Consider the following 13434-nt stretch of genomic DNA (forward strand, 5'->3'; position numbering starts at 1 on the left):
CAGAAGGTGGACCCCGACGCGCGCAAAGGCCCGTTGATAGGGCACAATCCCTGCCTCGGGAGCGGTATTGACGCCGCTGCCAGCCTGTCTGTCAAGGGTTTCGGGGGACCAGGGATTCCGGCATGGAATTTCTCGGCCGCTTTACCCGTTCAAGGGCTCAGCAGGCAACACCACGGGTACGAAGAGGGCAGGGAAACACCATGGCGACTGACTACGACGCCCCGCGCAAGACGGACGAGGACTCCAGCGAGGAGTCGATCGAGGAACTGAAGACTCGCCGTCACGACAAGAACTCCGGCAAGGTCGACGAGGACGAGGCCGAGGCCGCCGAGAGCTTCGAGCTGCCCGGTGCCGACCTGAGCCACGAAGAGCTGGCGGTGCGGGTGCTCCCGCGCCAGGCCGACGAGTTCACCTGTTCGAGCTGCTTCCTGGTTCACCACCGCAGCCAGCTCGCGAACAGCAAGAACGGTCAGCTGATCTGCCGCGACTGCGCTGCCTGACAACAGCACTCTCGCCCTGCTCGGCTGAGCCGTACCGACCTACGGGACCGTCCCCTGACCGGGGATGGTCCCGTCGTCATGTCTGCGAAAGCCCAGAGATAGGCAAGGCTCCGATGCCGGTACGCCGGATCTGCGCCTAGCGTGGAACCCATGAGTACGAGAATGAGTGACCTCTGGGCCGACGGGCTCCAGCGACTGCGCCACGAGCCCACCGAGATGCGGGTGCGGCTCCGATCCGATGGCCGCGAACTGGTGGACACCACCAGGGCCCTGCTCGTCTGGGAACCCCGCCGCGTCGTGCCCTCGTACGCCGTACCGGTGGCTGACCTGCAGGTGGAACTCACTCCGTCGGAGCAGGCGGCGACACCCCCGCCGGACGGCATCCTGCACCCCTTGATCCCGTTCGCGGCCCACTCGTCCGCCGGCCAGGTCATGGACGTGGGGGATGCGGTCGGTGCGGGGTTCCGGACGGAGGACCCGGCGCTGGCGGAGTACGTGGTACTGGACTTCAACGCTTTCGACGAGTGGCTGGAAGAGGACGAGCAGTTGGTCTCTCATCCACGCGAGCCGTTCCACCGGGTGGATGTCCGGCCGAGCTCCCGGACGGTCCGGATCGAGTTGGACGGGGTGGTGCTCGCGGAGAGCTCACGGCCGGCCATGGTCTTCGAGACCACTCTCCCGACTCGCTTCTACCTGCCGCGCGAGGACGTCGTCGCCGAACTGCTGCCCAGCGAGCGGCGGACGAGCTGCGCGTACAAGGGCCACGCGATCTACTACTCCGTCGCTGGAAGCGCCGACCTCATGTGGAGCTACCAGGAGCCGCTACCCGAGGCGAAGGCCCTGGCCGGGCTGATCGCCGTCTACGACGATGTCGTGGACGTCTACATCGACGGCAAGCTCCGGACCAAGCCGGGCGGTGCCTTGGCCGAGGCCCTCCGTCAGGAGTTCGACATGTCCTCGTAGCCGGGCGGCAGGCTTCCGGTGGACTTCAGCCAGTACCGCGCCGCGCGGTCCTCGGCGAAGCGCTTGGCTGCTGCCGCGGTGGCTCCACTGGCGACGGCCCAGGTGACCACCTCCAGGTAGCCCGCCGTGTTGCCCTTGGGCGGCTTGCCGCCGGATCCGAGCTTCCAGGCCGTGGTGACCGCCTTGTTGGCAACCAGCGACACCACGATCGTGAACGCCATCAGTACGAGCTTCCAGCCGATCTTGGCTCCGACCACAACTGCCTCCTAGCTACCGACCCCGATATCAGGATCTTGCCACGCTGTTGGACGTCAGAGCCGCTGCGAGCTGCTCGGGGTTCCGCGTGGCGATCAACCAGTACGGCGCCGGGTCCTGCGGATCGGTGATCTCCACCCGTACTGCGCCGGGCAGGTAGCTCCGAAGTACCAGGTAGGCGGCCGGATCGCAGTCGCGGCCGAACGCGTTTCGGGCGGCCTCACCTGACAGGGCCTCCACCTTGCCGAGGTACTCGCGCTCGATGGACGCCCGGCCGGCCCGCAGCTTCTCGGCATTCACCTCAACCACAGCACCGCCGTACCGGAGGAACAGGGTGATCAGCAGGGCGGCAGCGATGCCTCCGACCGCGATGCCGGTGAAGATCCCGGCCGGTACCGCGGTGATGACGTAGAGGGTGGCCACGGCGGCGGCCCCGATGATCCACCAGAGCACCGGCACGCTCAGCCGTTCGCGGTAATCAGCCACGGCACCAGCCTGGCACGTGCTCCGTCAAAGCCCGTCGGTAGGGTCGCCTCTCGTGATCGAGCCACCAACCCGTACTGCGACGCCGCAGCGCGACCTGGAGCCGCCGGAGCACTTCACTGAGCACGGCACCGACATGACGGTCCACGACTACGAGGTGAATCCATGACCGAGGTACTGATCCAGCGGCTCGACGCGGACCTGCCGATTCCGGCGTACGCGCACCCCGGCGACGCCGGCGCGGACCTGGTCGCGACCAGCGACGTCACCCTGAAGCCGGGGGAACGCGCCCTGGTCGGCACCGGCATCGCCATCGCCCTGCAGGACGGGTACGCCGCCTTCGTGCACCCGCGGTCGGGCCTGGCCGCCAAGCACGGGGTGTCGCTCGTCAACGCGCCGGGCACTGTGGACGCGGGCTACCGAGGCGAGATCAAGGTCTGCCTGATCAATCTGGACCCCGCTGCCGAGGTGACGCTGAAGCGTGGCGACCGGATCGCGCAGCTGATCGTCCAGCGGGTCGAGAAGGCCCGGTTCGTCGAGGTGCGGACGTTGCCGGGCTCGGCGCGCGGCGACGGCGGGCACGGCTCGACCGGCGGTTTCGGTGATGTGACACGCTGAGCAGTGCACGCCGTTGACCTGCGCGATGCGGGAGACTACGGCGGCCGCGCAAGCGGGGTGGCTGACAGATGAGTGACGACCTGGGAAGTAGGCAAGAGCAGTGATCTTCCGTCGCAAGGGCAAGAACGACGACGCTGAGACGACCGGCGGATTCTTCGGGGACGAAGAGGACGCGACCGAGGCGACCGATGCGGTCGACGAGGTCGAGGAGAGCGCCCCGGTCGGACGCAGCGCCGGACCGTTCGACTCCAGCGAGGTGGACCCGTCGACGCTCGAGGCCGAGGACCGGATCGATCTCGGCGCCCTGGTGATCACCGGTCTGCCGGGTATGGAACTGCGGCTGCAGGTCGACGAGCAGAGCGGCGAGGTGCAGGCGATCCTGCTGGTGCTGGAGGACTCCGCGCTGGAACTGCGCGCGTTCGCCGCCCCGAAGACGAGCGGCATCTGGTCCGAGGTCCGGCGCGAGATCGCGGCCGAGGCGACCAGGATGGGCGGCACGGCGTCGGAGACCGAGGGCCCGTTCGGCACCGAACTGGTCCTGGTCGTTCCGGTCGAGGACCCCGAGGGCCAGATCTTCAGCCAGACGTCGCGGGTGATCGGTGTCGACGGCCCGCGCTGGCTGCTGCGGGCCACCGTGCTCGGCCGCGCCGCGGTGGAGCCCGAGGCGGCGCCGCCGATGGAGCAGGCGTTGCGCAACGTGGTCGTCGTCCGCGGCAGCGAGCCGATGGCGCCGCGCGAATCGCTCGGCCTGCGGCTGCCCGAGGGCGCCCAGCCGGCCGCCGAGGAAGAGGCCTGACACCCATGTCCGGATACCGTTCGAACACGGTCACGAGCGGATTACACTGGCCCCATGGGTAGTGACAAGACCGGGGGGCTGTGGAAGCGCGCCTTCCGGGGACTGGCCGGCGACCGCGAGCAGCAGGACGCCGAGGTGCTCCAGGACTACGCGCTGGACTGTGGCGCGCGGTCCATCACCGGTTGTCACGACCGGGAGATGGTGACGCTGTACGGCACGCTCCGGACGATCACGTTCAGCCCGCGCGGCGGCGTACCGGCACTCGAGGGTGAGCTGTACGACGGCACCGGCACGGTCAAACTGGTCTGGCTCGGTCGGCGCAAGATCGCCGGCATCCACCCCGGCACCGAGTTGATCGCCGCCGGGCGGATCGGTGTCGTGGACGGGGACCGGGTGATGTTCAACCCGCGCTACGAACTCCGTCCGACGGCCGCGCATGGCTGAGCCGACCCAGGGGAGCGGGCGCGACCAGCAGGTCGACGACGACCTGAACGAGAAGCTCGTCGAGATTCTCCGGCCCGAGTTCGAGGCCGCCGCGACCACTCCTCCCGCCGATGCCACCACGTCCGCCTCGTCGTCGGCCGACGACACTGCTCCGGATGACGAGGGAGCCGCGAAGCCCGCGGCCAAGCCGGCCACCACGGACAAGGACTTCTTCCACGCGCTCGGCGGCTGGGGCGCGCTGCTCGACATCGGCCTGCCCTGGATCGCCTTCCTGATCGTCTACGGGGCCAGTGATCACGACCTGCGGCTCGCCCTGATCGTCGCGGTCGCCTCCGGCGCCGCGGTCGCTCTGCTCCGGCTCGTCCGCCGGCAGCCCCTGCGGAACGTGGCCGGCGGGTTCGTCGGCGTCCTGATCTCCGCCTGGGTCGCCAACCGCAGCGGCCGCGCCGAAGACGTCTACCTGCCGGGCCTGCTGGTCAACCTCGGCTACGGCGCGCTGTACCTGCTGACAGTCCTGTTCCGCTGGCCGCTCTTCGGTCTTCTCTACGGAGTCATCACCCAGACCGGTACTGCGTGGCGCCGCGACCCCGCGATGCTCAAGGGCTTCAGCCGGGCCACGCTGGTCTTCGTCGGCCTGTTCGCCATCCGGCTGATCGTCCAGGTCCCGCTCTACCTGACCGGCAGCTTGAACGCCCTCGGCATCGCCAAGGTAGGCCTGGGCCTGCCGTTCTACGCCCTGGCCCTCTGGCTCTCCTACGCCGTACTGCGGGGCTCGCTGCCCCCGGACAAGTGGGACGAGGCCCGGGACCACGTCACGCATCTACTGCGCGGCGGTAAGGGCAACAAGAAGTAGGACGCGGGCCACGTCGCTGTCGCAACGGTGACGTGGCCAAAGTGGACACCGGAAAGAGTTAATTTCGGGTGTCAAGGAAGCCTACGATTTCGCGACTTCATTCGTAGACCCTCTGTGAGGCTTCCGTGACACCACGTCCAAGCCGCGGTCTCAGACTGCCGGCTCTATCGGTGGCCCTGCTGGCCGCTGCCGTGTCCCTGACCGGCGCCGCGTCCGCCGCGCCACCATCCCCGCCCGGCTCGTACGACGTACGGGCGTCTGCCGCGCAGGCCCAACCGCGGTCCATCACCTTGGTCACCGGGGACACGGTCAAGGTCAGCGCCGGACCCGACGGCAAGAAGAACTACACCGTGACCGGACCGGACGGCCGGCTGGCCGACCACGATCTGCGGGTCGATGGGAGCGACACCTACATCTACCCGCGGTCCGCGAGCCGGTACCTCGCCGCGAAGTTGCTGGACGAGGACCTGTTCAACGTGACCCGGTTGCTGGCCGACGGGTACGAAGGTGACCTCCCGCTGATCGTCACCTACACCGATGCCGCCACGCGATCCCGCCAACAGGCTGTTCCGGCCGGCGCCCGTAAGCAGCGCTCCCTGAGCAGCATCCAAGGTGCAGCACTCACGACCGACGACACAGCAGGCTTCTGGCGCTCGCTGACCGCCGGGAGCACGGCCCGGTCAACCGGCGCGGCCACCTTCAGCGGTGGGATCGCCAAGGTCTGGCTGGATGGCAAGTTCAAGGTCAACCTCGCCGACAGCACGGCCCAGATCGGTGCGTCCGAGGTCTGGCGCGGTGGCAACACCGGCCAGGGCGTGGACGTCGCCGTACTGGACACCGGCATCGACCTGGAGCACCCGGACCTCGACGACCGGGTGGCCGCCTCGACCAGTTTCGTGCCGGAGTTGGACGTCACCGACCGGCAGGGACACGGCACGCATGTCGCGTCCACCATCGCCGGTACGGGCGAGGCCTCGGGCGGCGCTGAGCGAGGAGTCGCGCCGGGCGCTCGGCTGCACATCGGCAAGGTCCTCGACAACGCCGGCAGCGGCCAGGAGTCCTGGATCATCGCCGGGATGGAGTGGGCCGCTCGCGACCAGCACGCCAAGGTCGTCAGCATGAGCCTCGGCGGCGCACCGACCGACGGTACCGATCCGATCAGCCAGTCACTGAACGAGCTGTCCGCCGAGACCGGCGCGCTCTTCACGGTTGCTGCCGGCAACTACGGGCCGGGGTACTACACCGCGACCGCGCCGGGGGTGGCCGACGCGGCACTGACCGTGGGTGCCGTCGACGGCACGGACAAGCTCGCCCCGTTCTCCAGCTGGGGTCCGCGCGTGGGCGACGGCGGGTTGAAGCCGGAGATCACGGCCCCTGGCGTCGACATCCTCGCCGCGCGGTCGCAGTACGCGGCTGAGGGCAGTGGGTCCTACCAGCTGATGAGCGGGACCTCGATGGCGACGCCGCATGTCGCCGGCGCGGTGGCGCTGCTGGCTGCGCAGCACCCGGACTGGACGGGGGAGCAGCTCAAGAACGCGATCGTCAGTACGGCGAAGGCGACGCCGCAGTACACCCCGTACCAGGCTGGGAACGGGCGGCTGGACATCGCCGCGACCAGCAAGGCGACCGTGTTCGCCACCACCAGCGCGTACTCCGGCTTCCACGCCTGGCCCGTCGCCGTAGGCAAGAATGTCGATCGCGTGGTCACCTACACCAACACCGGTGACGCACCGGTCGTTCTCAACCTCTCCACGCAGGTGACGGACGCCCCGGCTGGTCTGTTCACGCTGTCGGCGCCGACCATCACCGTGCCGGCTCGCGGAACTGCGACCGTCACTCTCACCGCCAAGGTGGAGGTGGCGCCGGTGGACAAGCAGCTGTCCGGCCGGCTGCTCGCTACCGCTACCGGCGGCGTACAGGTGAGCACGATGATCGGCATCGGGCGGGAGGGTGAGCGCTACCAGCTGACCCTGAACGCCAAGGACCGCAGTGGTCGTCCGCTGGCCGGCGAGGCGATCCTGATCGGCCGAGGCACGTACGGCCAGTTCTACGTCGAGCCGGGTGGCACAGAGCTCCGCTTGCCGCCGGGTGATTACACGACCTGGCTGACAGCCGACGTGGAAGGTGCGAACGGCCCGTCGTCGAAGGGGCTCGCACTACTGACTCTGCTCGACATCCACCTCGACAAGGACCGCACCGTCACGTACGACGCCCGCAAGGCCCGCCAGCTGAAGGTGACGACGCCGCAGGCGACGTCGCTCGGTGAGGTCCGGGTCAACACCTACCGTGACTTCGGCCGGGACTTCGCGGTGGGCTCGTCCAGATGGCCCAACCCCAGCTACGACAGCGCCTGGGTGTTGCCGACGGGCAAGGTGACAGACGGCGCCTTCACGGCCGGAGCCCGGTGGCGGATGGAGCAGCCCGCTCTGACCCTGTCCTCTTCCGCTGGCACTTACCCCGACCTGCTGGTCCGGCGTGCCGAAACACCGTTGGCCAAGGGGAAGCAGCACGTGGAGGCGGTGTTCGTCGACAGCGACGGCGCGGCCGCGAGTAGCACGGTCGACAAGCGGGGCAAGGCGGTCGTAGTACGGCGTGGAGAGTCGGTGGAGGACCAGGCGGCTGCCGCGGCGGCTGCCGGAGCCAAGCTGCTGATCGTCGTGAACGACGGCACCGGGAAGCTGACGCCGTGGGTGGACTCGATCTGGGCGCCGAACCCGCCGCCGATCACGATCGCGACGCTCACGCGCGATGAGGGCGAGAAGCTGATCGGCCAGCTCCAGCGCGGCTCGCGCACGCTGACCGTGGACTCGAACCCGACTCTGGACTACCAGTACGACGTCTCGCGCTTCTGGGACCAAGTGCCGGCCGACCCGTCGTACAAGCCGGGCTCGCGTGACCTGGCTCGGCTGGACATCTCGTACCGGCACTTCCGTCCCGGGCAGGGCATCGAGAACCGGTACGACGTGTGGAACGTCGACTGGGAGTCCGCGATGAACACCACCGGGATGTCCGTCCAGGGCGACCGGACCGAGTGGATCACCGCCGGCGCGCCCTATCAGGCGCTGGCGGAGATCTCCCGGGAGATCCAGCAGATCGAGTCGGTCCGGACGACGTACCGCGCGGGCAGCCGGACTCCGGTGACCTGGTTCGGCCCGATCCAGCGGCCGCGGCTGACCAAGGACCTCTCACCGATGCGGCTGAACGACGGCCTGTCCATCGTCGCCCCCAGCTGGAGCGATTCGGGCGGCAGCCACATCGGCACCGCCTTCGGAAACTGGGACATCACCCAGAAGGTGAGCCTGTACCAGGGGTCGACCCTGGTCAGCTCGGCTGATCGCGACCAGTTGGCCGTCACAGGCCTGAAGGCCGAGCAGTTGCCGTACCGGATCGTCGTCGACAACACCCGTGGCACCTATCCGCACCCGTACTCGACCGCGACCCGCACGGAGTGGTCCTTCACGTCGGGCGCTTCGGCGGACGTGGCGCCGGTGTCGCTGATCCAGCTCGACTATGTGGTCGGCACTGACGCCGCCGGCCGGACAGGTCGCCGTTCGGACCTGACGATCGCGCCGAAGTGGTCGGTGGACGGTTCTGCTTCGGGCATTCGGACGCCGTCGGTCGAGCTGTCCTACGACGACGGCAAGACCTGGCACCCGGCTTCGCTGAAGAAGCACGGAGACGGCTGGTCCACACGACTGGCCGCGCCAGACTCGGCGACCGCCGTCACCCTGCGAACCCGCGCGGAGGACGCTGCCGGCAACACCGTCGACCAGCAGATCACCCGGGCCTTCGGGCTCAAGTAAAACGAAGGAGCAGCGTGGGGAGACCCTCCCCACGCTGCTCCTGGTCGTTCGTCACTTCCGGTGGTGCGGGGAGAGCATGTCCTCGAGTTGTTCCTCGGTCTCGTCGGCGGCGACGAAGAGGAGTTCGTCGTTCAGTTCGAGGGTGCCTTCGGGGTCCGGGCGCAGCACCCGGCCCTCCCGGATGATGGTGACCAGCGCGGTGTCGATCGGCCAGTCGATGTCGCCGACCCGCAGGCCGATCATCGGGGAGTCCTCGGGCAGGGTCAGCTCGACCAGGTTGGCGTCACCCTGGCGGAAGGTGAACAGGCGGACCAGGTCGCCGACGGAGACCGCCTCCTCGACCAGGGCCGACATGATCCGCGGGGTGGAGACGGAGACGTCGACACCCCACGCCTCGTTGAACATCCACTCGTTGCGCGGGTGGTTGACCCGGGCAACGGTCCGCGGTACGCCGAACTCGGTCTTGGCCAGCAGCGACACGACCAGGTTGGTCTTGTCGTCGCCGGTGCTCGCGATCGCCACCTGGCAGCGCTGCAGGGCTGCCTCCTCCAGCGAGGACAGCTCGCAGGCGTCGGCCAGCAGCCACTCGGCCCGGGGGACCGACTCCGCCTTGATGGCGCGCGGGTCCTTGTCGATCAGCAGTACTTCGTGGCCGTTCTCCAGCAGTTCGGAGGCGATCGATCGTCCGACGTTCCCCGCGCCGGCGATGGCTACCCGCATCACAGCTCCTCAGGCTTGGTGCCTAGCTGGGACTCGATCGCCGCGGCGTCGCGCTCCAGCATCACGACGTGGACCAGATCACCCTCCTGGATGACGGTGTCGGCCTTGGGCAGGACCCCTTCGCCGAGCCGGGTCAGGAACGAGACCCGGGCGCCGGTGGCCTTCTCGATGTCGAACGCGGGCCGGCCGACCCAGCCGGAGTGGACGTGCACCTCGGCCAGCCGGACGGTGCCGGACGGGTCGCGCCACTCGGGCTCCGAACCGCTCGGCAGCACCCGCCGGATCATCTGGTCGACGGTCCACTTCACCGTGCCGACGGTGGGGATGCCGAGCCGCTGGTAGACCTCGGCGCGGCCCGGGTCATAAATCCTTGCGACGACGTTCTCGACGCCGAAGTTCTCCCTGGCCACCCGGGCGGCCAGGATGTTGGAGTTGTCGCCGTTCGAGACGGCCGCGAACGCCTCGGCGTCCTCGATCCCGGCCTCGATCAGCACCTCCCGGTCGAAGCCCATCCCGGTGATGGTGCGGCCGGAGAAGTTGGGGCTCAGCCGGCGGAAGGCGTCGGCGGACTGGTCGATGATCGCGACCGTGTGGCCGCGCTTCTCGAGCGTCCGGGCGAGCGTGGACCCGACGCGGCCGCAGCCCATGATGACGACGTGCACTCCGTGATCACTCCTCGCCCCACTGAAGGGGCCGCTGGCATCGGTTCGGCAGGGATAGACGCTACACCGGACCGGGGCTGCCTCTAACATCACCGGTGTGACCCCCGCGCTAGGCGACATCGGCAAACGCATCCTCATCGGACGCAAGCTCCGCAGCACACAGCTCGGGGAGACCTTGCTCCCGAAGCGGATCGCACTCCCCGTGTTCGCCAGTGACGCTCTGTCGTCGGTCGCCTACGCCCCGGACGAGATCCTGCTGACCCTGTCCCTGGCCGGCCTGGCGGCGCTGACGATCTCCTGGAAGGTCTCCCTGGTCGTCGCCGTGGTCCTGCTGGTGGTGGTGCTGTCCTACCGGCAGAACGTCCACGCCTATCCGTCCGGCGGCGGTGACTACGAGGTCGCCACCGTGAACCTGGGCCCGACCGCCGGACTGACCGTGGCCAGCGCCCTGCTGGTCGACTACGTCCTGACCGTTGCCGTCTCCATCTCCTCAGCCGCCCAGTACGCCGCCTCGGCCATCCCGGCGCTGGAGGGCGACCAGGCGATGGTGGCAGTGATCGCGGTCCTGTTCCTCACCACGATGAACCTTCGCGGCGTCCGCGAGTCCGGCACCGCGTTCGCCATCCCCACCTACGTCTTCATGATCACCATCCTGGGGATGGCGGCCTGGGGCTTCGGCCGGCTGCTGCTCGGCAGCCTGCCGAACGCCGAGAGCGCCAATTACGACATCGCGCCGGAGGCACAGTTCGCCCAGGGCGCCGGCGGACTGGCGATGGCCTTCCTGATCCTGCGGGCCTTCTCCTCCGGCTGTGCCGCGCTGACCGGCGTCGAGGCGATCAGCAACGGCGTACCGGCGTTCAAGAAGCCGAAGAGCAAGAACGCCGCGACCACCCTGCTGCTGCTCGGCTGCATCTCGATCACGATGGTGATCAGCGTGGTCGCGCTGGCGAACGTGATGAAGGTCCGGTTCGCCGAGGACCCCGGCAGCCAGTTGCTGCGGGACGGGGTGCCGGTGGGGCCGGGATACCACCAGGACCCGGTCATCGGCCAGTTGGCGAAGGGGATCTTCGACCACTTCTCGCCCGGCTTCTACCTGGTCGCGGCGGCCACCGGCGTGATCCTGGTGCTGGCCGCGAACACGGCCTTCAACGGCTTCCCCGTACTCGGCTCGATCCTGGCCCGGGACGGCTTCCTGCCCCGCCAGTTGCACACCCGCGGCGACCGGCTCGCGTTCAGCAACGGCATCATCATCCTCGCCGGGTTCGCCATCGTGCTGATCGTGGCCTTCAACGCCGAGGTCACCAAACTGATCCAGCTCTACATCGTGGGCGTGTTCGTCTCCTTCACCGTCAGCCAGACGGGCATGGTCCGGCACTGGACCCGGCTGCTGCGCACGGAGCAGGATCCGGCCCGGCGGCAGAAGATGCAGCGGTCCCGCGTCATCAACAGCGTCGGGCTGTCCTTCACCGGGGTCGTGCTGATCGTCGTCCTGCTGACCAAGTTCCTGCACGGCGCCTACATCGCGATCATCGCCATGGCCGTCCTGTTCCTGATGATGAAGGGCATCAAGCGGCACTACGACGCGGTCGGGAAGCAGATGGCCGTCGAGGGCGACGAGACTCTGACGCTGCCGTCCCGGGTGCACTCGATCGTGCTGGTGTCGAAGCTCCACAAGCCGACCCTGCGGGCACTGGCCTTCGCCAAGGCGGCCCGGCCGTACATGCTCGAGGCAGTGACGGTGGATGTCGACCGGGAGGAGTCGGAGGCGCTGCAGGCCGAGTGGGACGCGCGCGACATCCCGGTACCACTCAAGCGCCTCGCGTCGCCGTACCGGGAGATCACCCGGCCGATCCTGCAGTACGTGCGCGACATCCGGCGGCAGTCGCCGCGGGACGTGGTGATGGTCTACATCCCCGAATACGTGGTCGGGCACTGGTGGGAGCACATCCTCCACAACCAGAGCGCGCTGCGGCTCAAGGGGCGGCTCTTGTTCACACCTGGTGTGATGGTGACGTCCGTTCCTTACCAGCTGATCTCTTCGCAGGCTGCTGAGGAGCGGCAGGACCGAGAAGAACGCGTAGCCGGCCAGGTACGGCGCGGCGCGCGCAAGAGTTCAGGAGACAGGTGACGGCCGAGCAGATCGTCGGGACGCTACTGGAGCTCGAGGTGGGACCCGTGGCGCACGGCGGGCACTGCGTCGCGCGCTACGAGGGCCAGGTGGTCTTCGTCCGCCACGCACTGCCAGGTGAGCTGGTGCACGCCCGGGTGACCGAGCAGACCGCGAAGTACCTCCGCGCGGACGCGGTGTCGATCGTGACGCCGTCGCCGCAGCGGATCGAACCACCCTGCCCGTACGCCGGGCCGGGGCGCTGCGGCGGCTGCGACTTCCAGCACGCCAACATCGTCGAGCAGCGCAGGCTGAAGGCGACGGTGGTGTCGGACACGCTGCGGCGGATCGGCGGCATCGAGCGCAACATCGTGATGGAGTCACCCGGCGACGACGGCCTCGGCTGGCGGACCCGGATGCGGTACTCCGTGGTCGGTGGCCGGCCGGGCATGTTCGCGCACCGCTCGCACGACCTGATTCCGATCGACCGGTGCCTGATCGCGCACCCGGACACCCCGGCCGTGCTCGACCAGCACTGGCAGGACGCGTCGTCGGTGCAGGCGGTGGTGTCGTCGGAGGGCAAGACGGCCGTGCTGACCGACGACAACTCGGCCGGACGGCTCGTCGAGGTGGTCCGGGGCCGGCGGTTCCGGGTGGAGGCCGACGGATTCTGGCAGGTCCACCCCGCCGCGCCGGAGACGCTGGTGGACGCAGTACTGGCTGGGCTCGAGCCGAAGGACGGCGAGACAGCGCTCGACCTGTACTCCGGGGTCGGGCTGTTCGCGGCGTTCCTGGCGGAGGCTGGGTGCTCGGTGCTCGCGGTGGAGGGCAACAAGGCCGCGGTCAAGAACGCCCGGCGCAACCTGCACGACCTGCCGCAGGTGACGCTGGAGGTGGGCGACGTGGCGAAGGTGCTGAACGCCGCGGCCGGGCAAGGGCTGGAGCACGTCGATCTGGTGGTGCTCGATCCGCCGCGCACGGGGGCCGGGAAGGACGTCGTACGGCGGATCGCGGCGCTGTCGCCGCGGCGGATCGCGTACGTCGCCTGTGATCCGGCGGCGCTCGCCCGGGACCTGAAGACTTTCGGGACCCTCGGGTACGGCGTCAGTTCGCTGCGGGCGTTCGATTTGTTCGGGATGACGCATCACATAGAGTGCGTGGCTGTGCTCGAGCCGCGAGCGGTCTAGTAGGTCGCTGACGCGTCGGGTACCGTTCTGGCCTGGATTTGGC

Annotated in this window: 13 protein-coding genes; 9 read left to right on the forward strand and 4 right to left on the reverse strand. The window is 68.9% G+C overall.

What is annotated here, in order from left to right; all coding sequences use genetic code 11:
* The first annotated feature begins 200 nt into the window (after positions 1 to 200).
* Positions 201 to 500, forward strand: a complete 300-nt coding sequence (locus tag ABD255_RS10545; RefSeq protein WP_012921380.1) for a DUF4193 domain-containing protein — start codon at positions 201 to 203, stop codon at positions 498 to 500.
* Between the two features lie 150 nt (positions 501 to 650).
* Positions 651 to 1463, forward strand: coding sequence for a DUF427 domain-containing protein (locus ABD255_RS10550; RefSeq protein WP_344212415.1), 813 nt, complete (start codon positions 651 to 653; stop codon positions 1461 to 1463).
* Here the strand turns inward: ABD255_RS10550 and ABD255_RS10555 are convergent.
* Both ABD255_RS10555 and ABD255_RS10560 read right to left on the reverse strand, forming a co-directional pair.
* A complete protein-coding gene (locus ABD255_RS10555; protein ID WP_344212417.1) occupies positions 1439 to 1720 on the reverse strand; it encodes a DUF4235 domain-containing protein in 282 nt (93 codons plus the stop codon). The two genes, ABD255_RS10550 and ABD255_RS10555, sit on opposite strands and share 25 nt — an antisense overlap.
* 28 nt (positions 1721 to 1748) lie before the next feature.
* Positions 1749 to 2204, reverse strand: a complete 456-nt coding sequence (locus tag ABD255_RS10560; protein ID WP_344212419.1) for a DUF3093 domain-containing protein — start codon at positions 2202 to 2204, stop codon at positions 1749 to 1751.
* A gap of 162 nt (positions 2205 to 2366) precedes the next feature.
* On the opposite strand from ABD255_RS10560, the gene dut reads away from it, so the two are divergent.
* From dut to ABD255_RS10585, 5 genes are all read left to right on the forward strand, one after another.
* Entirely contained in the window at positions 2367 to 2819 is a 453-nt protein-coding gene (gene dut / locus ABD255_RS10565) for a dUTP diphosphatase (protein WP_344212421.1), read from the forward strand.
* A 100-nt stretch (positions 2820 to 2919) separates the two neighbouring features.
* Positions 2920 to 3615, forward strand: coding sequence for a DUF3710 domain-containing protein (locus tag ABD255_RS10570; protein WP_344212423.1), 696 nt, complete (start codon positions 2920 to 2922; stop codon positions 3613 to 3615).
* 54 nt (positions 3616 to 3669) lie between these two features.
* Complete coding sequence (locus ABD255_RS10575) at positions 3670 to 4059, forward strand: OB-fold nucleic acid binding domain-containing protein (protein WP_344212426.1); 390 nt, start codon at positions 3670 to 3672, stop codon at positions 4057 to 4059.
* On the forward strand, positions 4052 to 4912 hold the full coding sequence (locus tag ABD255_RS10580; protein WP_344212428.1) for a DUF3159 domain-containing protein: 861 nt from the start codon (positions 4052 to 4054) through the stop codon (positions 4910 to 4912). The genes ABD255_RS10575 and ABD255_RS10580 overlap by 8 nt, the downstream gene beginning before the upstream one ends.
* A gap of 170 nt (positions 4913 to 5082) precedes the next feature.
* The gene (locus tag ABD255_RS10585) at positions 5083 to 8715 is read left to right on the forward strand and encodes a S8 family serine peptidase (protein WP_344212430.1); all 3633 of its coding nucleotides are present in this window, start codon (positions 5083 to 5085) and stop codon (positions 8713 to 8715) included.
* Between the two features lie 51 nt (positions 8716 to 8766).
* Here the strand turns inward: ABD255_RS10585 and ABD255_RS10590 are convergent, their stop codons facing one another.
* Both ABD255_RS10590 and ABD255_RS10595 read right to left on the reverse strand, forming a co-directional pair.
* A complete protein-coding gene (locus ABD255_RS10590; RefSeq protein WP_344212432.1) occupies positions 8767 to 9435 on the reverse strand; it encodes a potassium channel family protein in 669 nt (222 codons plus the stop codon).
* Positions 9435 to 10097 (reverse strand): potassium channel family protein, encoded by a 663-nt coding sequence (locus tag ABD255_RS10595; protein ID WP_344212434.1) that lies wholly within the window; start codon positions 10095 to 10097, stop codon positions 9435 to 9437. The genes ABD255_RS10590 and ABD255_RS10595 overlap by 1 nt, the downstream gene beginning before the upstream one ends.
* Before the next feature lie 97 nt (positions 10098 to 10194).
* Here ABD255_RS10595 and ABD255_RS10600 point away from each other — a divergent pair, with 97 nt between their 5' ends.
* Positions 10195 to 12225, forward strand: coding sequence for an APC family permease (locus ABD255_RS10600; RefSeq protein WP_344212436.1), 2031 nt, complete (start codon positions 10195 to 10197; stop codon positions 12223 to 12225).
* Positions 12222 to 13391 carry a class I SAM-dependent RNA methyltransferase gene (locus ABD255_RS10605; protein WP_344212438.1) on the forward strand — a complete coding sequence of 390 codons (1170 nt, stop codon included), beginning with the start codon at positions 12222 to 12224 and terminating at the stop codon, positions 13389 to 13391. The genes ABD255_RS10600 and ABD255_RS10605 overlap by 4 nt, the downstream gene beginning before the upstream one ends.
* Positions 13392 to 13434 lie beyond the last annotated feature (43 nt).

This window comes from Kribbella sancticallisti (genome assembly GCF_039530625.1).
Classification (GTDB): Bacteria; Actinomycetota; Actinomycetes; order Propionibacteriales; family Kribbellaceae; genus Kribbella; species Kribbella sancticallisti.

Bases quoted from the DNA above. Each gene is read 5' to 3' on its own strand.
- ABD255_RS10580 (WP_344212428.1), top strand. From the start codon at position 4,052: ATGGCTGAGCCGACCCAGGGGAGCGGGCGCGACCAGCAGGTCGACGAC.
- ABD255_RS10545 (WP_012921380.1), top strand. From the start codon at position 201: ATGGCGACTGACTACGACGCCCCGCGCAAGACGGACGAGGACTCCAGC.
- ABD255_RS10590 (WP_344212432.1), bottom strand. From the start codon at position 9,435: ATGCGGGTAGCCATCGCCGGCGCGGGGAACGTCGGACGATCGATCGCC.
- ABD255_RS10550 (WP_344212415.1), top strand. From the start codon at position 651: ATGAGTACGAGAATGAGTGACCTCTGGGCCGACGGGCTCCAGCGACTG.
- ABD255_RS10575 (WP_344212426.1), top strand. From the start codon at position 3,670: ATGGGTAGTGACAAGACCGGGGGGCTGTGGAAGCGCGCCTTCCGGGGA.
- dut (WP_344212421.1), top strand. From the start codon at position 2,367: ATGACCGAGGTACTGATCCAGCGGCTCGACGCGGACCTGCCGATTCCG.